This is a genomic window from Tsukamurella sp. DT100, assembly GCF_049844855.1.
In the GTDB taxonomy this organism is placed as follows: domain Bacteria; phylum Actinomycetota; class Actinomycetes; order Mycobacteriales; family Mycobacteriaceae; genus Tsukamurella.
In genome coordinates, this window is record NZ_JBNCLV010000004.1 from 397,286 (window position 1) to 417,941 (window position 20,656).

The following is a 20,656-nucleotide window of genomic DNA, read 5'->3' on the forward strand; positions in this document are numbered from 1 at the left end:
TGGGTCTCCTACTGCGTCGCCGCGGCGGCGGCGCGGGCGGCGGCGGGCAGCGCCGCCTCGATGGATGCGAAATCGTCGTCGCTGAGCGCGGCGGAGACGAACCACGCCTCGAAGGCGCTGGGCGGCGGGTAGATCCCCTGCTCGAGCAGGGCGTGGAAGAAGGGCGCGAAGCGGAAGGTCTCGGCGCCCTTGGCCTGGGCGTAGTCCTTGACGGGCCCGTCGGTGAAGAAGACGGAGACGAGGTTGCCCGCGTACTGGACGTGGTGCCGCACGCCCTCCGCGGTGAGCGCGTCGCCGATGAGCCCGCCGAGGCGGATCGAGTTGGCGTTGAGCTTGGCGTACACCTCGTCGGTGGCGTGCTGCAGCGTCGCGAGGCCCGCGGCCACGGCGACGGGGTTCCCGGACAGCGTGCCGGCCTGGTAGACGGGGCCGAGCGGCGCGAGGTGGCCCATCACGTCGGCGGAGCCGCCGAAGGCCGCGGCGGGCAGCCCGCCCGACATGACCTTGCCGAAGGTGAACAGGTCGGCGTCCACGGGATCGAGGCCGTACCAGCCGGCCTTGCTCACGCGGAAGCCCGTCATGACCTCGTCGAGGATGAGGAGGGCACCGTCGGCCCTGGTGATCTCGCGCAGGGCCTCGTTGAAGCCCGGCTGCGGCGGGACGGCGCCCATGTTGCCGGCGGCGGCCTCGGTGATGACGGCGGCGATCTGCCCGGGGTACTGCGCGAAGGCCTCGCGCACGGCGGCGAGGTCGTTGTAGGGCAGGACGACGGTGTCGGCCGCCTGCGCGCCCGTCACGCCAGGGCTGGTGGGAAGGCCGAGCGTGGCGACGCCGGAGCCGGCGTCGGCGAGCAGCGCGTCGACGTGGCCGTGGTAGCAGCCGGCGAACTTGATGATCTTGGCGCGGCCGGTGACGCCGCGGGCCAGGCGCACGGCGCTCATGGTGGCCTCGGTGCCGGAGTTGACCAGGCGCACCCGCTCGACGGGGGCGACGCGGGCGATGATCTCCTCGGCCAGCGCGATCTCGGCCTCGGTGGGAGCGCCGAAGCTCAGGCCGGTGGTGGCGGCGCGCTGCACGGCGTCGACGACGGCGGGGTACGCGTGGCCCAGGATCATCGGTCCCCAGCTGGAGACGAGGTCGACGTAGCGGTTGCCGTCGGCGTCCACGAGCTGCGAACCGGAGGCCGAGACGATGAACCGCGGGGTGCCGCCGACGGCCGAGAAGGCGCGCACCGGGGAGTTCACCCCGCCGGGGATGGAGCGGGCCGCGCGCTCGAAGAGGGCCGCGCTGGCCGGGGCCGCTGTGTCGCTACCGGGGGCGATGGGGGAACTCACGACCTCCAGTGTCCCAAACGAGCGCAACTCGTCAACTACAGGGTGTAGGAGTTCAGCGGAAACCGCCCCGTTGGGCCGCCCGAAAGGCGATACCACTTCGATACCACCGCGCGTATCGTCGGGGTATGGCCATGACCCTCCGCCTCACCGACGACGACGACGCCGCCCTCACCGCACTCGCCGCGGCGGAGGGGGTGAGCAAGCAGGAAGCGGCTCTCCGCGCGATCCGCGAGAAGTCCGCGCGCCTGGACCGCGACTCCGAGGTCCGCCGCCTCACGCGGGACGCGGTCGCGCGCTACGGCCCGCTGCTCGACCGGCTCGCGCAGTGACGGCCCACCTCGACCTGGAGCTCCTGCTCACCATCATCGACCAGGCCGGATTGCCCGGCGTTCGGGATCACGGCCTCCTGGAATCGGCGGCGCTGCGCCCGCAGACGTCCGTGTTCGGCGACGACGCGTATCCGACGCTCGACGAGCAGGCGGCGGCGCTCCTCGAGTCGATCGTCCGCAACCACCCGCTCATCGACGGGAACAAGCGGCTCGGCTGGCTCGCGACGGTCGTCTTCTACGGCCTCAACGGCGTGACGCTGGACGCCCCGGAGGACCCCGCCTACGACCTCGTCATCGGCATCGCCGAGGGCCGTATCGACTACCACGCCAGTGCCCGCCTGCTGGCGTCATGGACCACGTCGTAGTCGGGACGCGATTTCCTCGCCGTTCGCCGCGGAACGGCCGGTCGACCTACAGGACCCGCTGCGTGTCGGCGTAGATCCCGTCGCCGAAGGAACGCACCGAGACCATGCCGCCGAACCGGTCGCGGTACTCGCGCGACCACAGCGGCTGCGGCCCCTGTCCCCACACGGCCAGCGTGCGCGGCAGGGACCCCGTCGCGACGGCGACGCGCGTCCCGTCGGTACCGACGGCGACGCCCTGGTCCTTGGGGCCGAACCGGAATCGCGGGCCGGGTTCGCCGGTATAGGCGTCGAAGGTCTCGTTCGCCGCCGCCGGGTCGGCGCAGGACCCGGCGTCCTGCACGGGCAGGCTCACGATCACCTTCGTGCCGACGCCCTGCACCCCCTCGGCCCGCCCGCACCGGTCCGCGGCATCGGGCAGCGCACGGCTCCACAGCTGGGCGCCGTCGTTCGGGCTGAACGCGGCGACCTCCGGCCGGTCCGCGTGGATGAGGACGGGAACCGATGGAACCCGTCCGTTGCTGGTGGCCAGCAGGGCGGTGCTACTCATCGCCCTCCAGCCCTCGGGCGCAGCGGCCACCGTGCGGCCCCGCGAGTCGTAGATCTCGGCCCGACGGCCGTCATCGAGCACGAGTCCGCCGGCGTACCCCGCGACGGTCGGCCGCGCCACGTCGAACGTCCGGCTCAGTACCTTGCGCCCGTCGTCGAGCGCGTACGCCTCGACGGTCGTCCGCCCGGAATCCGAAGCGCTGCGGGTGGCCACGACGCCGGCCCCGGGGAGGAGTTGGACCCCGCGCACCGTGGCGTCCCAGACGGTGCCGCCGTCGGCGCCGAGCACGCGCACCCGCGTCCCGGCCTCCGACCCTGCGGGGAGTCCGACCACGAGGTAGGTGTCGTCGGTGGCGTCGACCACCGAGCTCCCCGGTATCCCGTCGGCGACCGGGGTCAGGTCGCCGGTCTCGAGGTCGATCACCGCGAACCGTCCTGCCAGGTCCTGCTCGGCGCAGAGCGCCGTCCGTCCGTTGCCCGCGACCGCGCAGCTGTCCACGTCGAAGCCGATTTCGACGACGTGCCGCGCGACGCCCGTGGTCGCGTCGACCACGTCGACCACCTGCTTGAACGCGGTGCGGGGCTCTCCCGGATCGACGAACCTGGCCATCAGGACATGCCGCGCGTCGCCGGCGATCGGTCCTCGCAGCCGCTGGTCCGGGCCCGGGTTCGGCGGTGTGTAACTCCACTTCGGTGCGGCCGGAGCGGCGGCCAGCGAGACGGTCTCGGCGGTCGCGGACACGGGCGGCACCGGCTGCCGTGGTTCCTCCGCCGGAGGGCGGGAGCACGCCGTCAGCCCGACGGCCACGACGAGCGGCACGACGACCGCCCCCAGCCTCGCTCGCCGTCGTACGGATCGTCTCGGTCGCAGCATCGTCGGACCCCTCGCCCTCGATCTCCCCTGCCGACATCATGCCTGCGTGCGCGGCGCGCCGCGGGACTTCTATAGTGGAACAGGTTCCACTTCCGGGGCCGCGCCGCGCACGGTAGGAGTAGAGCCATGGAACGACTCAGCGGACTGGACGCCTCCTTCCTGTATCTGGAGTCCCGGTCCCAGCTCATGCACGTGAGCGGGCTCCTCGAGCTGGACCCCGCCACCGTCGAGGGCGGCTACCGGTTCGAGGACCTGCGCAGCGAGCTCGCGCGGCGGATCACGGCCATGCCCGCGTTCCGGCGCAAGCTGCACGACTCCGTCGCCAACCTGGACCATCCCGTGTGGGTGGAGGACGAGTCCTTCGACATCGAGGCGCACGTGCACCGCATCGCGGTCCCCGCGCCGGGCGGCGAACAGGAGCTCGCGGACCTGTGCGCGCACATCGCCGGCCAGGCGCTGGACCGCAGCAAGCCGCTGTGGGAGATGTGGGTCATCGAGGGCCTGGCCGACGGCCGGATCGCGATCATGATGCGCATGCACCACGCGGGCGTCGACGGGGTGACCGGCGCCGGCCTCATGGCCCAGCTGTGCTCACTGACCCCCGAACCGCCCGCGCTCGACCCGGCGATGGTGGACAAGTCGACGGGCGGGGCGCCGCTGCTCGCCCTCGCCGCCGACGGGGCGAAGAACGTCTTGCTCCGCCCGCTGTCGCTGGTCTCGCTGCTGCCGCGCACCGTCCCGGTCCCGGTGCGCTGGTGGACCCGCTCGCGCCGCGGCGCCGCCATGCCTGCCCCGTTCAGCGCGCCGCGCACCTCGCTCAACAGCTCGATCACCGGCCACCGCGCGATCGCCTTCGCCTCCGTGCCGCTGGCCGACGTGAAGAAGATCAAGGACCACTTCGGCGTCAAGGTCAACGACGTCGTGCTGGCGGCCTGCTCGGGCGCGATGCGCGAGTTCCTGCACGACCGCGGCGAGCTTCCCGAGCAGCCGCTGGTCGCGATGATCCCGGTCTCCGTGCACGAGGCGGAGATCGGCGCGACGCTCACCGAGGGCACCAACAAGGTCACCGGCATGTTCACCCGGATGACCACGGACGTCGACACCCCTGTCGCGCGACTGGAGGCGATCCGCGAGCGGGTCGCGACGAGCAAGGAGCACCACGGCGAGCTGGACGACAACCTGCTCCGCTCCTGGGCGCAGTTCGCGCCGGCGTCGATCATGCAGCTCGGCGCCCGGCTCTACGGCGACAACAACCTGCCCGAGCTGCACCCCGTGATCTACAACCTGGTGATCTCCAACGTGCCGGGCCCCGACATCCCCCTGTACTTCCTGGGCGCGCGGATCCACTCGATGTACCCGCTGGGCCCGGTCTTCCACGGCGCGGGCCTCAACGTGACGGTCTTCTCGCAGGAGGGCACACTGAACATCGGTGTGATCGCCTGCAAGAAGCAGGTGCCCGACCCGTGGCCGATCGTCCGCGCCTTCGAACGCGACATGGCGGCGCTGGTCGCGGCCGTCGACGCGGCGGGCACCGAGGAAGGCTGACCATGACCGACGGCCCGCGGGTGCGTATCGACAGCGGAGAGATCTCCGGCCGCGACCAGCGGACGGTGCACGCCTACCGCGGCATCCCCTACGCGCAGCCGCCCGTCGGGCCGCTGCGTTACCGGGCGCCGCAGCCCCTCGAGCCGTGGGACGGGGTCCGCGCGGCGACGGAGTTCAGCGCCGCCGCGCCGCAGAACAAGAAGTACACGCTGGTCGGCTTCCGCGAGTACCAGCCCACCAGCGAGGACTCCCTCACGCTCAACGTGGTCGCCCCCGCGCGGGAGGCCACGACGCCGCGCCCGGTGATGGTCTTCATCCACGGCGGCGCCTACCTCATGGGCAGCTCGGCGACGCCGCTGTACTACGGCAACTCGCTGGTCGAGCGGGGCGACGTCGTCTTCGTCTCGATCAACTACCGCCTGGGCGCCCTCGGCTACCTCGACCTGACGGACTTCTCCACCGACGAGCGCCCGATCGACGGCAACCTCGGCCTGCGCGACCAGGTCGCGGCGCTGGAATGGGTGCACCGCAACATCGCGGCCTTCGGCGGCGACCCCGACAACGTCACGATCTTCGGCGAGAGCGCCGGCGGCAACGCCGTCACCACGCTGCTCGCGACGCCCGCGGCGCGCGGGCTGTTCCACCGCGCCATCGCGCAGAGCTCGGCCCCCGAGCTCACCGTCGACGCGGTCACCGCCCGCGGCTGGGGCAAGCGCTTCGTGGAGATCGTCGGCGGGCCCGAGCAGATCGACACCGCCACCTCCGAGGAGCTGGGCCGCGCCGGCAACCGCCTCATGGGCGAGCTCAACCGGGAGCAGCTGGGCGTGGTGCCCTTCGGCCCCACGGTCGACGGTGACTACCTCCCGGAGGATCCGGAGGTCGCCATCGCGGCCGGACGGGGCGCGCAGGTGCCGCTCATCATCGGCACCAACCGCACCGAGGCCACGCTGTTCACGAAGATGCCCGGCATGGGCAAGCCGTCGGCCGAGCGGGCCGCGCACACCGTCGGCGGCGCGCCGGAGGCCTTCGCCGGGCTGGCCGCCGCGTACCCGGGCTTCCCCGACGTCGCGTCGCTGAACCGGATCATCGGCGACTTCATGTTCTGGGCGCCGTCGCTGCGGATCGCGCAGGCGCACGCCAAGCACGCGCCGACGTACTTCTACCGCTACGACTTCTCCCCGAAGACGCTGGACCTGCTGGGCTACGGCGCGACGCACGCCTCCGAGCTGATGGCCGTCTTCGGCGTCTACCACGGCACGACGGGGTGGGTCCTCGGCGCGCTCGGCGACCGCCGCATCGCGATGCGCGTCTCCGACGGCATGCAGCGCGACTGGATCACGTTCGCGCGCACCGGCCGTCCCGCCGGCGAGTGGCCGACGTACAACGGCACCTCCCGCGCGACGCTGGTGATCGACGACCGCAACCGCGTCGTCTACGACCCCTCCCCCGAGATCCGTCGCGCCTGGGACGCTTTCGAGGCCGCCCGCCGCTGAGCGGTGCCCCGACGGCGCCGGCGCCGCGCGCCCGGCGGCGCGTTCACCGGGTGCTCATGTCGGCGACGTGCCCACGACACCCCGAGCGGGCACGGTGCAGGCATGCCCTCACCTTTCGTTTCCCGTCGTATCTTCCTCCTCGGCACCGCGGGCGCGGCGGCGCTCGCGGGCGCCGGCTGCGCACCGGGCGGCGATCCCGCCGCGAGCTCCTCGCCCAGCGCCACGCCGCGCGGCGACCTCTTCGCGCTCGGCGTCGCCTCGGGCGATCCCACGCCCGACGGTGCCGTGCTCTGGACCCGGCTCGCCCGCGACCCGCTGGCCGACGACGGCATGGGCGGGATCCCGGCGCGCACCTTCCCCGTGCAGTGGGAGGTGGCCGAGGACGAGCGGTTCTCGAAGGTCGTGCAGCGCGGCGACGCGACGGCGGCGCCCGAGGCGGGGCACAGCGTGCACGTCGAGCTGGCGGGCCTGCGCCCCGGGCGGGAGTACTTCTACCGCTTCCGCGCCGAGGGCGCGCTGTCGCAGACCGGGCGCACGCACACCACGCCGGAGCCCGGCGCGATGACGCCGCTGGCGATGGCCTTCGCCAGCTGCTCGCAGTACGAGCACGGCTACTTCACGGCGTACCGGCACCTCGCCGAGGAGCGCCCGCAGCTGATCCTGCATCTCGGCGACTACCAGTACGAGTACGCGGCCGGCGGCTACGAGCTCAAGACCGGGAACGTGCGCGACCATCGCGGCCCGGAGACCGTCACGCTGGCGAACTACCGACAGCGGTACGCGCAGTACAAGTCCGATCCGGACCTGCAGCTCGCGCACGCCGCCGCGCCGTGGGTGGCCGTGTGGGACGACCACGAGGTCGACAACAACTGGGCCGGCGAGGTCTACGAGAAGCCCGAGAAGCCGCAGCCCGACTTCCTGGAGCGGCGCCGCGCGGCGTTCCAGGCGTACTACGAGAACATGCCGCTGCGCCGCGCGCAGGTGCCGAACGGGCTGTCGCTGCGCCTGTACCGGCGCGTGCAGTGGGGCGACCTCGCCACCTTCCACATGCTGGACACCCGGCAGTACCGCGACGATCAGGTGGGGAACGACAAGGTGCCCGCCACCGACCCGGAGAACCGGAATCCCGCCCGCAGCCTCACCGGCGCGGAGCAGGAGCGCTGGCTGCTCGACGGGCTGCACGCCTCGCAGGCCCGCTGGGACGTGCTGGGGCAGCAGGTGATGTTCGCACCGATCGACTACGACCCCACCGAGGCCGCCGGCTACAACCCGGACGCGTGGGACGGCTACGTCGGTTCGCGCGACCGGGTGATGGACGGCTGGCAGGCGGCGGGCACCCGCAATCCCGTGGTGCTCACCGGCGACGTGCACACCCACTACGCCAACGACATCCGGCGCGGCGACGCCGTCGTGGCCTCCGAGCTGACGGCCACGTCGATCACCAGCGGCGGCGACGGCTCCGCGGAGCACAGCGAGAAGGAGCAGGCGCAGCTGCGCGACAACCCGCACATCCGGCTGCTGCGCAACCAGCGCGGCTACATCAGCACCCGGATCACGCCCGAGACCATCCGGGCGGATTACCGTGTGCTGCCGTACGTCTCGAAGCCCGGGGCGCCGGTGGAGACCGCGGCGTCGTTCGACATCCGCGACGGGGTACGCGGCCTGCAGCAGGTCTGACGCGGCCGGCGTCAGGCGCCCAGCAGCGCGATGACCGCCGCGGCCCGCGTCTCGGGGATCAGCGCGAACGACAACAGAAGCGCGGTGTCGGCGACGTCGCCGTCGGTCAGGGCGTGCTCGGCGAGGGTCGACACGCGGTAGCGGTGCCGGGCCAGCGTCGCCCGCGCCGCGGCGAGCGCCGCCGCGGAGCCCATATCCACGGTGAGGTGCAGCCCGGCATCGGCGCCGAGGACGAGCGCGTCCGGCAGGTGCTCGGCGAGCGCCCGCCGGACGGCGGCACGCCGCGCCCCGTAGGTGCGGGCCGCCCGCGCTACGTGGGCGTCCCAGGCGCCGGAGTCGAGGAAGTGGGCCAGCATCGAGGCCGCGGCGCCGTCGACGCCCGCGCTCGATCCGTGCCCCGCGTGCGGCAGCCCGCGCAGCGATTCGGGGACAGCGGCCCACGCGAGCCGCAGCTGCGGGGTCAGCGCCTTCGAGGCGGTGCCGAGGTAGACGACGTGGTCGGGCGCCAGGGTCTGCAGCGCGGGCAGCGGCGCCACGTCGTAGGAGAACTCGCCGTCGTAGTCGTCCTCGACGATCACGCTCCCCGTCGCCCGCGCCCAGTCCACGAGGTCGAGCCGCCGTGCCATCGAGAGCCGCACGCCGGTCGGGTACTGGTGCGCCGGCGTGGTGTAGACGAGGCACCGCCGGCGCGGCAGCCGATCGACGACCAGTCCGTCCGCGTCGACGGGCACGCCCACGACCTCGCCGCCCGTGGCGCGGAAGGCGTCGAAGGCCCGCCGGTAGCCGGGCGTCTCCACCGCGATCGGAGTGCCGAGTTCACCGGCGATCGCGGTCAGGGCCGGGTTCACGCCCGGGAACAGGCGCAGATCGCCGGGCGCGGCCCGCACCGCGCGTCGGCGCCGCAGGTGCACGGCGAGGGCGTCCTGAAGCGCCGCGACGTGCGGCGCCGCCGACGTCGTGGGCTGGAGCGCGGTCGCGTGCCGCCACGACCGCCGCCACCGCCGCTCGTCGATGAGGGACACGTCGGGCACGCCCGGCACCAGGCTCGTATCCCAGGTCTCCGACGGTGCCTCCTCCGCGCGCCGCGGCGCGGGCGCGGCGTGCATCGCGTGCGCGAACCGGTCGGTGCCCGGGGCTATCCGGGTGCCGCTGCCGGGGACCGTGGCCGTGACGCCCATGGCGGCGAGGGTGTCGTAGGCGGCGATCACCGTGTTCCGGGCGACGCCCAGCCCGGCGGCGAGGGCCCGCGAGGAAGGCAGCAGGTCGCCGGGGTGCAGGGCGCCGCGGTCGAGGCCGTCGATGACCACGTCGACGATCGCGCTGCCCGAGAGCGCGCCTCCGTGCGCGAGCGCGGACCAGAAGTCGGGGAGGGACGCGGGCGGGCGGGGCATCGCTCTAGAATACTGGTTCACTAGATCTCCTGATTCTGGATCTTCTGCAGCGCCGGTATCCGCCCCAGGATGGACGCATGGACAAGCTCACCCGGTACCCCCAGCGCGGCGGCGACCGCCGCCTCCTCGACGAGATCCTGGACGACGGCGTGGTCGCCGTGCTGTCGACGGTGGCCGACGGCCAGCCGTGGTCCGTGCCGATCGCCTACGCCCGCCTCGGCGACCGGATCGTGCTCCACGGCTCGACGGGGGCCGGCGCGCTGCGACACGTCGCCGCGGGCGCCCCTGCGACGCTGACGGTGACCCACGTCGACGCGCTGATCGTGGCCGACACGGCCTTCGACCACTCGATGAACTACCGCTCGGCGGTGCTGCGCGGCGCGCTCACGTCGGAGGCGGTCGACGGCGCGGAGCTGCTCGAGGCGTTCACCGACAAGCTGCTCCCCGGGCGCAGCGCGGAGCTACGCGCGAACACCCGCAAGGAACTCGCCGCGACCACCGTGCTCACCTTCCCGATCACCGCCGACAACTGGATCGCCAAGGCGCGCACCGGCGGAGCCTCGTCGAGCGAGGGCGGCTGGTCCGGCGTGCTGCCGCTGCGGAAGGGCTATGCGCGCGTCGAGCCGACGCCCGGCCAGGAGCTCCCGGTGCCCGCTTCGGTGCGGGCGGCGCTCGAGGCGAGCGAGGACGGGGCCCGCTGCGCGCCGGTCTCGTGATTCCCCTCTCGGAACCGACACGAATCGCCCGCGCTGGGTACGGTTGAGGCCATGAGTGCTCCGACCTCGCCGGCATCGTCGCCCGAACTGACCGCAGCGCTGCGCGCCATCCTGGACGGCCGGTGGGCCGCCACGAGGGACGTGGTGCGCGAGCAGATCCAGGACGGGAACGTGGTCCCGCAGGCCGGGCTGAGCCTCGACGAGTACCGCGAGCTCATGCTCGGCCAGATGAAGGCGATGGTGCCGCTGGGCTTCCCGGCCGACGGCTTCAAGACCGAGCACGGCGGCACGGGCGACGTGGGCGCCGCGGTCACCGCGATCGAGACCCTCGGCTACGGCGACCTCTCGCTCATGGTCAAGGCGGGCGTGCAGTGGGGCCTGTTCGGCGGCGCCGTGGAGAACCTGGGCACCGACTACCACCACGACACGTACGTCAAGGGCCTCATCGACCTCGACGTGCTGGGCTGTTTCGCGATGACCGAGACCGGGCACGGCTCCAACGTGCAGGAGCTGGAGACCACCGCCACGTACCTGCCGGAGACGGGCGAGTTCGAGATCCACTCCCCCACCTCCAGCGCCCGCAAGGACTACATCGGCGGCGCCGGGAAGCACGCGCGCTGGGCCTCCGTCTTCGCGCAGCTCATCACCGGCGGCCCGGGCGAGGAGCCCACCGGCCGCGGCGTGCACTGCTTCGTGGTGCCGATCCGCGACGAGAACGGCGACGACCTCCCCGGCGTCACCACCTCCGACTGCGGCTACAAGGGCGGCCTCCCCGGCGTGGACAACGGCCGCATCGTCTTCGACCGCGTGCGCATCCCCCGGCGCGAGCTGCTGAACCGGTATGCGGACGTCGCGGAGGACGGAACCTATTCCAGCCCTATCGAATCCGATAACAAGCGCTTCTTCACGATGCTCGGCACCCTGATCCGGGGCCGCGTCACCGTGGGCGCCGCGGCGGGCGCCGCCGGGCGGCTCGGCATCACCCTCGCCACCAAGTACGCGCTGGTGCGCCGCCAGTTCGACGCGCCCGGCGGCGACAACGAGCTGCTGCTCCTCGACTACCGCACGCACCAGCGCCGGCTGCTGCCGCTGGTCGCGCGGGCCTACGCCTTCGCCATCGCGCAGAACGAGCTCACGGCGGAACTGCACGAGCTGCAGACCGGCGACCCCGACGCGGTGGACCCCGCCTACGCCCGCGAGATCGAGGGCAAGGCCGCCGCGATCAAGGCGGGCCACACCCGCCTCGCGTCGGACGCGATCAGCGCGGCCCGCGAGGCCTGCGGCGGCGCCGGCTACCTCTCGGAGAACCGGCTTCCGTTGCTGCGCGGCGACATCGACGTGTTCACCACCTTCGAGGGCGACAACCTCGTGCTCACCCAGCTGGTCGCCAAGGAACAGCTCACCGCCTACGCCGGCGACGTGCAGGGCCTCGACGCGGTGGGCTGGGTGCGCTTCGTGGCGAACATGGCCAAGGACGTCGTGCTGGAGAAGACCGCCGCCCGCCAGGTGGTGCAGACGCTGCTCGACGACTCGGACGAGGACACCGAGGAGAGCGAGCTCACCCACCCGGGCACCCAGCTGCGGCTGCTGCGCAACCGCGAGGACCACCTGCTGCGCACTGCCGCCGCCCGCATGCGGCGCGCGAAGGAGCCCGACGAGGACCCGCTCGAGGTCTTCACCGAGACGCAGGACCACCTGATCAAGGTGGGCGACGCGCACATCGAGCGGATCGTGCTGGAGGCCTTCGTCGACGCGATCACCGACGTCCAGGACCGCGAGACCCGCGACGCGCTCAAGCTGATGCGCAACCTGTACGTGTACTCGCTGCTTGAGCGCGACCTGGGTTGGTACCTCATGCACCGGCACATCTCGGTGGAGCGCGCCAAGGCGATCCGCCGCGGTGTGAACGAGCTGTGCGGCAAGGCCCGCCCGCTCGCCGAGTCGCTGGTCGACGCCTTCGGCATCCCCGCCGCCGCGCTCGCCGTGCCGATGCTCGACCCCGCCAACAGCGTCGCCGTCCGCTAGCCGGCCGTCCCTCGGGGCCGCGGCGAGTCCGTCGCACCGCGCTCGCCCGGCCCCGCGGCGTCGTACTGTGACGCCATGGCCTCGCAGTCCTACGCCGATCTGCGCCGCGCGCTCGATGACCCGCGCACCGATCCGCGGCTGGTGTTCCACCACGCCCGCGAGCTGTCGGGGGCGTTCGTCCGGAACGAGCACCTGCTCGGGCTGCTCCCGCCCGACGCGCCGCAGGTCATGATCGCCGGCTTCGAGCGAGCGGGCGCCGCGGGCGTGGGCGACGCCTACCTCGAGCTCGCGGCGCTGTACGTCACGGGCGGGACCTGGCAGTCGCCGCTCCTCCCCCAGGACGACGACCGCGCCATCGACCTCTACCGGCGCGCCGTGGCCGGCGGCGTCGACGAGGCCCCCTTCCTGCTCTCGCGCGCGATCTACCGGGCGGACCGCGCCGAGCTCGCGCACGACGCCTGGCGCAGGGCCAAGGCCTTCCAGGTGACCCACGCGGACCGCCTCGACGCCCTCGTCCACGCGGCCTACCTGCTGCAGGCCGGGTTCGGCGTGCCCGAGAACCAGGACGCCGCCGGGGACTTCTTCGCGGAGGCCGCCGGGCGGGGCAGCGCCGACGGTGCCTTCGAGCTCTCGCTCCGCGCGCACCAGGGGCTCGGTGTGCCGCAGGACGACCAGGAGGGGCTGCGCTGGACCCGCCGCGCCGCCGAGCTGGGCAGCGCGCGGGCTTCCTACAACCTCGGCGCCGCGTACGCCACCGGCCGGTACGGCCTCGTCCGCGACGCCGAGGAGTCGCTGCGCTGGTATCTCCATGCGGCGGAACAGGACCACGGCCTGGCGGCCTTCACCGCCGGCGTCATGCTGCTCACCGGCGACGGCGGCCTCCGGCCCGACCCGCAGCGCGCCGCCCGCCTGCTCGGCGACGCCGACCACCTGCTGGGGGACGGCGTCGTCGAGATGCGACTGGGCGCGATGGGGCTCGAGCGCCCGCGGCCCTGACCTACAGCGGCAGCAGGATGTCCTTCACCCGCGGGTCGGTGCGCAGGAACTCCTGCACCGCGGGATCCTTGAACGCGGCGACGAGGTTCTTGATGTTCTCGGTGTCCTTCCACCGCGTGCCGATGGTCAGCTGGCCGGCGAACTCGTCGGGGGCGGGCGGCGCGAAGATCTCCTTCTCGATGCTCACCCCCGCGGCGAGGTAGTACTCGGTGTAGCCGACGGCGGCGTCGAGGTCGGGAAGTGCGCGGGTCTGCGCGGCGAAGTCGAGCAGGGTGAACTGCAGGTTCTTCGGGTTCGTCGCGATGTCCTTGACGGTGGCCTGCCACTTGTTGACATCCGGCTTGAGGGTGATGAGCCCCGCGCGCTCGAGGAACCACAACCCCTGGGCCTCGTTGGCCGGGTCGGAGTACAGCGAGACCTTCGCGTTCTGCGGCAGCTGCTGCGGGTCGGTGTACTTGTCGGAGAACAGCCCGAAGCCCCACCGGAAGACGGGCGTCGCGGCCTCCTCGCGGAAGTCCGGGTTCGCCTGCAGGACCTGCCCGAGCCACAGCTTGTGCTGGTAGACGGTGGCCGCCACCTCGCCCTCGCTGACGGCGCGGTTGATCGTCGTGGAATCGGCGAGTCCCTTGAAGGCGACAGTGATCCCGTGCCGCGGGGCGACGTCCTTGGCGATGAACTCGATGAGCGCCTGCTCCGCGGCGTTGCCCTCGGTGGTCGCCACGAGCAGGGTCGCGCCGGCGGTCTCGTTCGCGGTCTTCGCGTCGGAGCCGCCGAAGGCGCGCCAGCCCACGAAGCCGGCCACCACGAGCACCACCAGGACGACGACGCCGATGATGAGGGGCCGGCGCGAGCCGCGGGTGGTGAAGCCGTGGTCGTCGTCGGCGGGAGCCGCTGCCGGGGTGGGGGTTTCGGTGTCGCTCATGCGAGGGCCTTTCGGAGGACGGCCTGTTCGGGGGTGAGGTGGCGCACGAGCGCGTCGCCGACGAGCTGGATCGTGGTGACCACGACGATGAGGACCACGATGGTCGCGATCATGACGCCGTGGTCGAAGCGCTGGTAGCCGTACGTCACGGCGACGTACCCGAGGCCGCCCGCGCCGATGGTGCCGGCGATCGTCGAGTACTCGATCATGGCGATGGTGTTGATGGTGAGGCCGCCGACGATGCCCGGCAGCGCCTCGGGGATCTGTGCGCCCCAGATGATCTGGGCGTTCGAGCCGCCGGAGGCCTTGGCGACGGTTACCACGTCGGGCGGCAGCGCCCGCAGGCTGTTCTCGACGATGCGGGCGAAGAAGGCGATGCCCGCGATCGACATCGGCACCACGGCGGCGGCGATGCCGATGTTGGTGCCGGTGAGGAACCGCGTGAACGGGATGATCGCGGTCATCAGCACGAGGAAGGGCAGCGACCGACCGATGCTGATGACCCACGTGAGCGGTTGGTGCAGAGCGGGTCTCGCGAGCAGGCCGCCCGGCGCGAGGTTGTGCACCAGGGCGCCGAGCGGCACGCCCACGACGAGCACGATCACCATGACGAGCCCGACCATGATCACCGTGTCGCGGAGCGCGGGCAGCACCAGGTCGGGGATGTCGCTGAGCGGCACCGTGATCCCGGAGGCGAGGTAGGTCATGCCGCCACCGCCTCGCGCGCGCCCGCGTCGGTGCGCAGCCCCAGGGCGCGCGCCGAATCCAGGACGCGGGACAGGTCACCGTCGTCGATCCCGACGGTGACCGTTCCGACGGTGACGCCACCGACGGCCTGCACGGACGCCGAGAGCAGCGCGACCGCGGCCCCGGTCTCGAGGGTGACGCGGCTGAGCCAGTCGGCCGGCACCGTCGTGTCGTAGGTCAGGCGCACCGTCGTCTGGCCCGACGGTGCCGTCGCCGCGGGCCCGGCGGACCGCAGGGCCCCGCCGAGCACCGATCCGGGGTCGGTGAGCAGGTCGACGAGGGCGCCCTGTTCGGCGAGGACCCCGTGGTCGAGGCGCGCGGCGCTGTCGGCAACGCGGACGATGGTGTCCATCTCGTGCGTGATGAGCACGACGGCGAGGTTCAGCTCGTCGCGCACGTCGCGGAGCAGGTCGAGGTACTGCGCCGTGGCCTCCGGGTCGAGGCCCGACGTGGCCTCGTCGGAGAGGAGCACCTTGGGTCGCAGCGCGAGCGCTCGGGCGATCCCGACGCGCTGGCGCTGGCCGCCGGAGAGCTGGTGCGGGTAGTGGCCGGCCTTGTCCGCCAGCCCCACCCGGTCGAGCAGCTCGGCGACGCGCGCCCGCGTCTCCCCCTTGGTGACGCCCAGGTACTCCAGCGGCAGCGCGACGTTCTCGGCCGCGGTGCGGCGGCGGAGCAGGCTGGACGCCTGGAAGACGGTGCCGATCCGGCGGCGAGCCGCCCGCAGCTGCCCCTCCGGCAGCGCCGTCAGGTCCTGCCCGCCGATCACGACGGTGCCGCTCGTCGGCCGCTCCAGCAGGTTCAGGCACTGCGCGAGCGTCGACTTGCCGGCGCCGCTGGGGCCGACGACGGCGAAGATCTCGCCCGCGGCCACGGTGAAGCCCACATCGCGCAGCACGGGCGTCGCCGCCGCGCCGGTCCCGTAGGTCTTGGTGAGGTTCCGCACCTCGATCATCTGTCCTCCTCGGGTGTGAGGAGAACAGTGCGGCACGCGGCCCGGCGAGAGAACGGTTGCGGTCACCCTGATTCGGGACCGCCCCGACTCAGGAGTCGGACGCGGGGTAGATCATCTCGGCCGGCGCGCGGGACGTGCGCTTGGCCAGCGGGTAGTAGATCGCCGCGGTGCCGAGCAGCCCGACGATCCACGAGATGTCCGCCCCGCCGAGCATGTCCGTGACGGGCCCCGTGTACATCTTCTGCGCGAGGAACGGGATCTGGATGACGATGCCCGCGGCGTACGCGAACAGCGCCGCCCACTGCCACGATCCGTACCGGCCGGCCGGGTCGTAGAGCGCGGGGATGTCGATGCGCTCCTTGGAGATCACGTAGTAGTCGATCAGGTTGATGGCGCTCCACGGGGTGAACACCATGAGCAGCACCAGCACGAAGTTCTTGAAGTTCTCCAGGAAGTCGGCGCTCGCGGCGATCGCGATGATCACCGAGACGGCGACGAAGCCGACGATGTACAACGTGCGGGCGAGCGAGGAGATCCGCGAGCCGCCGCCGAACGCGGTGACGGTGGTGAGCACCGACATGAAGCCGCCGTAGGCGTTGAGGACGTTGACCGTCAGCTTGCCCACCACGATCACGAGGTAGACGACGGCGGCCGCGGCGGCGGGTCCGGCGAGATCCCCGAGGAAGCCGACCTGGTTGCTCAGGAAGGCCTTCGAGGCGCAGGCCGCGACGAGGGCGCCGAAGGTCATCGAGATCTGCGAGCCGATCACGCTGCCCGCGAACGTCGCCCAGAAGGTGGTGCGCTCCGGCGTCGACCGCGGCAGGTAGCGCGAGTAGTCCGCGACGTACGGGCCGAAGGTGAGCTGCCATCCGGCGCCGAGGGAGATCGCGAGCAGGAAGGTGACGATGTCGAAGCCCTTGACGCCCACCACGGCGCCCACGTCGTACGCGGAGAACAGGCGCACCATCAGGTACCCGATGCCGACGATCCCGACCACCGTGGCGATCCGGCCGACGATGTGGATCAGCCGGTAGCCGACCACCGCGACGACCGCGGTCAGGGCGCCGAAGATCACGATCCCGACGGCGGGCTCGTCGACCCCGATCAGGCGGTTGATCGCCTGCCCGGAGAGCACCGTCCCCGTGGCCGCGAAGCCGAGGTACATGAGGATCACCAGTACCAGCGGCACCGCGGCGCCCTTCACCCCGAACTGCGCGCGGCTGGAGATCATCTGCGGCAGGCCCAGCCGCGGGCCCTGTGCCGCGTGCAGCGCCATGACGGCGCCGCCGAGCACGTTGCCGATCAGCACGCCGATGATCGCCCAGAGCGCGTCGGCGCCGAAGACGACGGCGAGGGCACCGTCGACGATGGCGGTGATCTGCAGGTTCGCGCCGAACCACAGTGTGAACTGGCTGCGGGGCGTGCCGTGCCGCTCGGAGTCCGGCACCACGTCGATGGTGCGGCGCTCCCGCAGCGGCGCCTTCGCATTCGTCGTCGACATCTCGGTGGTCCTTCGTTCGGGAGCGGGGAACTGCCGTGCGGCAGTGACGAGGATCACCCCGGTCGAACGTATCGTGCTGTCTATACAAATGTTTGTCAAGCCGCTTGCAGCTGCGAACGAGCAGGTCACGGACGTTGTCACCCGAAAGAGAACGTGCGGTTCAGCCGCCGCGGAGCTCCCGGACCAGGGCGAGGGCGGCGGCACCGTCGGGCAACTCGTCCATGCCCGCGGTGAGGGCGATCCCGAGGCACGCGCCGCTGATCACGCGGTCGGCGTACTCGATCGGATCGCCCCACGGCAGGAAGGGTTTGGCGACGAGCAGCGAGGCGACGCCGTGCACGACGGTGAGCATGCGCAGCGCGATGGGCTGCGGATCGCCGGGCGGGTAGTACCCCTCCTCCTGCAGGTCGCGCACGTTCTGCTCGAGGTGCGCGAACGCCGCGGTGGTCAGGACGACGTCCACGTCCGAGGCGTCGTCCGACGGGGTCATCGCCGCCAGCCGGTACAGCTCGGGCGTGGCGAGGGCGAAGCGCACGTAGGCGAGGCCCTGCGCCCGCGCCGCGTCGAGCGGGGTCGGGGCGCCGGCCTCGGCCTCGCTGAGCGCGTCGTCGAGTTGCCCGAGGTACCGCGCGACGACGGCGGTGAGCAGCGCGTCCTTGTCGGGGTAGTGCAGGTAGATCGACGGCGACGTGACGCCGGCGCGCTGCGCCACCGCGCGGATCGAGACCGCCTCGGCGCTGCCCGTCTCGATGAGCAGATCCGTGGCGGCGTCGAGGATCTCGGCGGCGAGCCGCTCCCCGTCGCCGCGCTTGTTGCGCCGCCGTCGTCCCTGCTCCATGGTGCTTACGATTCTCGCAGACCGACGCGGTCGTACAGCCGCTTCATCGGAGCCGGCGCCCACCAGTTCCACACGCCCGCCACGCGCATGAACGCGGGCACGAGCAGCATGCGGATCAGGGTGGCGTCCAGCAGCACCGCGATCATCATGCCCACGCCGAACATCTTCATGAAGGAGACGCCGGCGAAACCGATGGCGGCGAAGACGATCGCCATGAGCAGCGCGGCGGCGGTCACCACCCGGCCGGTGCGGGTGATGCCCATCGCCACGGCCTCGTCGTTCGCGGCGTGGTCCTTCGTCTCCGAGTGGTCCCAGAACTCCTTGATGCGGGAGAGCAGGAAGACCTCGTAGTCCATCGAGAGCCCGAAGGCGATGCAGAACATGAGCACCGGCATGTTCGCGATGATCGCTCCGGTCACCGTCGTGTCGAGCCCGCCGAGCCAGCCCCACTGGAAGATCGCGACCAGCGCGCCGAACACCGCCGACAGCGAGATCACGTTCATCACCAGCGCTTTGAGCGGCAGCACGAGGGAGCCGGTCAACAGGAACAGCAGGATGAAGGTGGTCACCGCGATCACGGCGAGGACCGTCGGGAGGGTGTCGAGGATCGACTGCACCGAGTCGCGGTTGAGCTGCGCGGAGCCGCCGAAGGTCGGGGGCGCGGGAGCCTGCACCTCGTGCAGCCGGTCGAGCTGATCGGACGCGGCCTGCGACAGCGGGTCGAGTTTCGACGAGACCAGCAGCAGCGCCGTGCCGTTCGCGGCCCGGGCGGTCGGGTCTCCATCGGCCACGCGTTGCCCGCCGAGGTACGTGCCCGACGGGGCCACCACCGCGCCGGTGTCCGGGACCTGCGAGAGGCGCACGGCGTAGTCGGCCACGGCACCGTCGTCGACGGTGCTGGTGAGGACGACGCTGACCTGCCCCGAGGCGTCCTCGGCGAAGTCGGAACGGATGGTGTCGCCCACCTGGTGCGAGCTCGACGACGACGGCAGGACGCGGTCGTCGGGGAAGCCGAAATGGATGCTGAGGAAGGGGGTTCCGAGGATCAGCAGGAGCGCGACGAGGGCGAGTCCGATGGGCACGGCGCGGCGCAGGACCGCGCGGGTCAGCCGGTAGAAGAGGCTGTCCTGCGGCGCGGGTTCCGCGCGGCGGCGGCCGATCCTCAGCGCGTCCACGCGGTCGCCGAGCACCGTGAGGATCGCGGGCGTGAGGATCAGCGTGGCGAGGGCCGCGAAGACCACCACCGCGACGCCGGCGTAGGCGAAGGAGCGCAGGAAGTACATGGGGAAGATCGCCATCGCGGCGAGCGAGAGCCCGACGATGACCGCGGAGAAGAGCACGGTGCGGCCGGCGGTGTTCATGGTGCGGCGCAGGGCTTCCGCGCGGTCGCTGCCCGCGGCCACCTCCTCGCGGTAGCGGGAGATCACCAGCAGCGTGTAGTCGATCGCGAGCGCGAGCCCCATCGCGGTGGTGAGGTTGAGCGCGAAGATCGAGACGTCCGTGAACGTGGTGAAGGCGCGCAGGATGCCGGTGGTCGCGATGATCGCGGCGATGCCGATGAGCACGGGGATCGCCGCGGCGACCAGCCCGCCGAAGACCCACACCAGCACGAGGAAGGTGATGGGGATGGCGACGGCCTCGGCGAGCAGCAGGTCGCGCGAGGACTGGTCGTTGATCTGCGCGTAGCTGTAGGCCTGGCCGCCGGGGGTCATGGTGACCGATGGGGGCGGCTGCGGCAGGTCGCCGACGATGGACTTCGCGTTGAGCGGGGCCTGGGACTCGCCGCCCGCGATGGCGGCGACGATGAGCGCCGTGCGCTTGTCCTCGCCGAGCAGCATCGGCGTGGGCGTGCTGAAGCCGTCGACCACGCTCTCGACGCGGCCGTCGGCCTTGAGTCGGTCGACCAGGCCGCGGCCGTAAGCGCCCGCGGCGGCCTCCTGGCCCTCGGGGATCGAGACGGCGAGCACCAGCGGCAGCCCGCCGCGGTGGAAGTCGTCGGCCATGCGGTCGTAGGTCTGCATCGCCTCGGCCTGCGGGTCGACATAACCGCCGGCCTGCAGTTTGTCGGCGACACCGACGCCCGCGAGCCCGAGCCCCGCCAGCAGGATCACGGCCAGCAGCAGCACGGCCTTCGCGCGGCGCGCGACGAAGCGGGTGAGTGCGTCGATCATCGTGCGTCCCCTTCTAGTTGTATTAACGACGTTAAGTTAACAGTGTTAATACATCGCGTGTCAACCACCCACGGTCGGAAGCGCGAACCCGTCCACCTCGAGGCCGATCGCAAATCTCGAGATCCCATGGACTCGACTCCGGGCATGTGGCACTATCTCGTCAACCAAATACTTACCGACCGTTCGGTTGATTAACCATTCTCCCGTCCACAGCACCGTCGACCTCGAGGAACA

The 20,656-nt window shown here is 72.0% G+C and carries 17 protein-coding genes; 8 read left to right on the plus strand and 9 right to left on the minus strand.

What is annotated here, in order from left to right; genetic code table 11:
- Nucleotides 1–8 precede the first annotated feature (8 nt).
- Entirely contained in the window at nt 9–1,334 is a 1,326-nt protein-coding gene (gene hemL, locus ACLQ3K_RS12225; RefSeq protein WP_336669861.1) for a glutamate-1-semialdehyde 2,1-aminomutase, read from the minus strand.
- Nucleotides 1,335–1,459: 125 nt separating this feature from the next.
- Between hemL and ACLQ3K_RS12230 the strand changes: the two genes are divergently transcribed.
- Complete coding sequence (locus ACLQ3K_RS12230) at nt 1,460–1,663, plus strand: CopG family transcriptional regulator (RefSeq protein WP_336669860.1); 204 nt, start codon at nt 1,460–1,462, stop codon at nt 1,661–1,663.
- Nucleotides 1,660–2,028, plus strand: coding sequence for a type II toxin-antitoxin system death-on-curing family toxin (locus ACLQ3K_RS12235; protein ID WP_336669859.1), 369 nt, complete (start codon nt 1,660–1,662; stop codon nt 2,026–2,028). The genes ACLQ3K_RS12230 and ACLQ3K_RS12235 overlap by 4 nt, the downstream gene beginning before the upstream one ends.
- 46 nt (nt 2,029–2,074) lie before the next feature.
- On the opposite strand, the gene ACLQ3K_RS12240 is transcribed toward ACLQ3K_RS12235, so the two are convergent.
- The gene (locus tag ACLQ3K_RS12240) at nt 2,075–3,394 is read right to left on the minus strand and encodes a hypothetical protein (RefSeq protein WP_336669858.1); all 1,320 of its coding nucleotides are present in this window, start codon (nt 3,392–3,394) and stop codon (nt 2,075–2,077) included.
- 180 nt (nt 3,395–3,574) lie between these two features.
- On the opposite strand from ACLQ3K_RS12240, the gene ACLQ3K_RS12245 reads away from it, so the two are divergent.
- The 3 genes from ACLQ3K_RS12245 to ACLQ3K_RS12255 all read left to right on the plus strand — a co-directional run bounded on the left by ACLQ3K_RS12245 (nt 3,575) and on the right by ACLQ3K_RS12255 (nt 8,163).
- Nucleotides 3,575–4,993 carry a WS/DGAT/MGAT family O-acyltransferase gene (locus ACLQ3K_RS12245; RefSeq protein WP_224647556.1) on the plus strand — a complete coding sequence of 473 codons (1,419 nt, stop codon included), beginning with the start codon at nt 3,575–3,577 and terminating at the stop codon, nt 4,991–4,993.
- 2 nt (nt 4,994–4,995) lie between these two features.
- Entirely contained in the window at nt 4,996–6,486 is a 1,491-nt protein-coding gene (locus ACLQ3K_RS12250; RefSeq protein WP_425999599.1) for a carboxylesterase/lipase family protein, read from the plus strand.
- A 102-nt stretch (nt 6,487–6,588) separates the two neighbouring features.
- Entirely contained in the window at nt 6,589–8,163 is a 1,575-nt protein-coding gene (locus ACLQ3K_RS12255) for an alkaline phosphatase D family protein (RefSeq protein WP_336669856.1), read from the plus strand.
- Between the two features lie 11 nt (nt 8,164–8,174).
- Here ACLQ3K_RS12255 and ACLQ3K_RS12260 read toward each other — a convergent pair whose 3' ends face one another.
- Nucleotides 8,175–9,554 carry a PLP-dependent aminotransferase family protein gene (locus tag ACLQ3K_RS12260; RefSeq protein ID WP_425999602.1) on the minus strand — a complete coding sequence of 460 codons (1,380 nt, stop codon included), beginning with the start codon at nt 9,552–9,554 and terminating at the stop codon, nt 8,175–8,177.
- Nucleotides 9,555–9,631: 77 nt separating this feature from the next.
- Between ACLQ3K_RS12260 and ACLQ3K_RS12265 the strand changes: the two genes are divergently transcribed.
- From ACLQ3K_RS12265 to ACLQ3K_RS12275, 3 genes are all read left to right on the plus strand, one after another.
- Entirely contained in the window at nt 9,632–10,270 is a 639-nt protein-coding gene (locus tag ACLQ3K_RS12265) for a pyridoxamine 5'-phosphate oxidase family protein (RefSeq protein WP_425999604.1), read from the plus strand.
- A 51-nt stretch (nt 10,271–10,321) separates the two neighbouring features.
- Entirely contained in the window at nt 10,322–12,295 is a 1,974-nt protein-coding gene (locus tag ACLQ3K_RS12270) for an acyl-CoA dehydrogenase (RefSeq protein ID WP_336669853.1), read from the plus strand.
- A gap of 75 nt (nt 12,296–12,370) precedes the next feature.
- Nucleotides 12,371–13,291 (plus strand): tetratricopeptide repeat protein, encoded by a 921-nt coding sequence (locus tag ACLQ3K_RS12275; protein WP_336669852.1) that lies wholly within the window; start codon nt 12,371–12,373, stop codon nt 13,289–13,291.
- A gap of 1 nt (nt 13,292) precedes the next feature.
- Here the strand turns inward: ACLQ3K_RS12275 and ACLQ3K_RS12280 are convergent, their stop codons facing one another.
- From ACLQ3K_RS12280 to ACLQ3K_RS12305, 6 genes are all read right to left on the minus strand, one after another.
- Nucleotides 13,293–14,213 carry a MetQ/NlpA family ABC transporter substrate-binding protein gene (locus tag ACLQ3K_RS12280; RefSeq protein ID WP_336669851.1) on the minus strand — a complete coding sequence of 307 codons (921 nt, stop codon included), beginning with the start codon at nt 14,211–14,213 and terminating at the stop codon, nt 13,293–13,295.
- Nucleotides 14,210–14,920 carry a methionine ABC transporter permease gene (locus tag ACLQ3K_RS12285; protein WP_425999607.1) on the minus strand — a complete coding sequence of 237 codons (711 nt, stop codon included), beginning with the start codon at nt 14,918–14,920 and terminating at the stop codon, nt 14,210–14,212. The genes ACLQ3K_RS12280 and ACLQ3K_RS12285 overlap by 4 nt, the downstream gene beginning before the upstream one ends.
- Nucleotides 14,917–15,912: a methionine ABC transporter ATP-binding protein gene (locus ACLQ3K_RS12290; protein ID WP_336669849.1), complete on the minus strand. Its 996-nt coding sequence runs from the start codon at nt 15,910–15,912 to the stop codon at nt 14,917–14,919. The genes ACLQ3K_RS12285 and ACLQ3K_RS12290 overlap by 4 nt, the downstream gene beginning before the upstream one ends.
- A gap of 88 nt (nt 15,913–16,000) precedes the next feature.
- Nucleotides 16,001–17,413: a cytosine permease gene (locus ACLQ3K_RS12295; RefSeq protein WP_336669848.1), complete on the minus strand. Its 1,413-nt coding sequence runs from the start codon at nt 17,411–17,413 to the stop codon at nt 16,001–16,003.
- A gap of 160 nt (nt 17,414–17,573) precedes the next feature.
- On the minus strand, nt 17,574–18,251 hold the full coding sequence (locus ACLQ3K_RS12300) for a TetR/AcrR family transcriptional regulator (RefSeq protein WP_336669847.1): 678 nt from the start codon (nt 18,249–18,251) through the stop codon (nt 17,574–17,576).
- A gap of 5 nt (nt 18,252–18,256) precedes the next feature.
- Complete coding sequence (locus ACLQ3K_RS12305) at nt 18,257–20,422, minus strand: MMPL family transporter (RefSeq protein WP_425999610.1); 2,166 nt, start codon at nt 20,420–20,422, stop codon at nt 18,257–18,259.
- Nucleotides 20,423–20,656: the final 234 nt, after the last annotated feature.

Bases quoted from the DNA above. Each gene is read 5' to 3' on its own strand.
- ACLQ3K_RS12245 (WP_224647556.1), top strand. From the start codon at position 3,575: ATGGAACGACTCAGCGGACTGGACGCCTCCTTCCTGTATCTGGAGTCC.
- ACLQ3K_RS12265 (WP_425999604.1), top strand. From the start codon at position 9,632: ATGGACAAGCTCACCCGGTACCCCCAGCGCGGCGGCGACCGCCGCCTC.
- ACLQ3K_RS12290 (WP_336669849.1), bottom strand. From the start codon at position 15,912: ATGATCGAGGTGCGGAACCTCACCAAGACCTACGGGACCGGCGCGGCG.
- ACLQ3K_RS12300 (WP_336669847.1), bottom strand. From the start codon at position 18,251: ATGGAGCAGGGACGACGGCGGCGCAACAAGCGCGGCGACGGGGAGCGG.
- ACLQ3K_RS12305 (WP_425999610.1), bottom strand. From the start codon at position 20,422: ATGATCGACGCACTCACCCGCTTCGTCGCGCGCCGCGCGAAGGCCGTG.
- ACLQ3K_RS12275 (WP_336669852.1), top strand. From the start codon at position 12,371: ATGGCCTCGCAGTCCTACGCCGATCTGCGCCGCGCGCTCGATGACCCG.
- ACLQ3K_RS12285 (WP_425999607.1), bottom strand. From the start codon at position 14,920: ATGACCTACCTCGCCTCCGGGATCACGGTGCCGCTCAGCGACATCCCC.
- ACLQ3K_RS12270 (WP_336669853.1), top strand. From the start codon at position 10,322: ATGAGTGCTCCGACCTCGCCGGCATCGTCGCCCGAACTGACCGCAGCG.
- ACLQ3K_RS12255 (WP_336669856.1), top strand. From the start codon at position 6,589: ATGCCCTCACCTTTCGTTTCCCGTCGTATCTTCCTCCTCGGCACCGCG.
- ACLQ3K_RS12250 (WP_425999599.1), top strand. From the start codon at position 4,996: ATGACCGACGGCCCGCGGGTGCGTATCGACAGCGGAGAGATCTCCGGC.
- ACLQ3K_RS12295 (WP_336669848.1), bottom strand. From the start codon at position 17,413: ATGTCGACGACGAATGCGAAGGCGCCGCTGCGGGAGCGCCGCACCATC.
- ACLQ3K_RS12230 (WP_336669860.1), top strand. From the start codon at position 1,460: ATGGCCATGACCCTCCGCCTCACCGACGACGACGACGCCGCCCTCACC.
- ACLQ3K_RS12260 (WP_425999602.1), bottom strand. From the start codon at position 9,554: ATGCCCCGCCCGCCCGCGTCCCTCCCCGACTTCTGGTCCGCGCTCGCG.
- ACLQ3K_RS12280 (WP_336669851.1), bottom strand. From the start codon at position 14,213: ATGAGCGACACCGAAACCCCCACCCCGGCAGCGGCTCCCGCCGACGAC.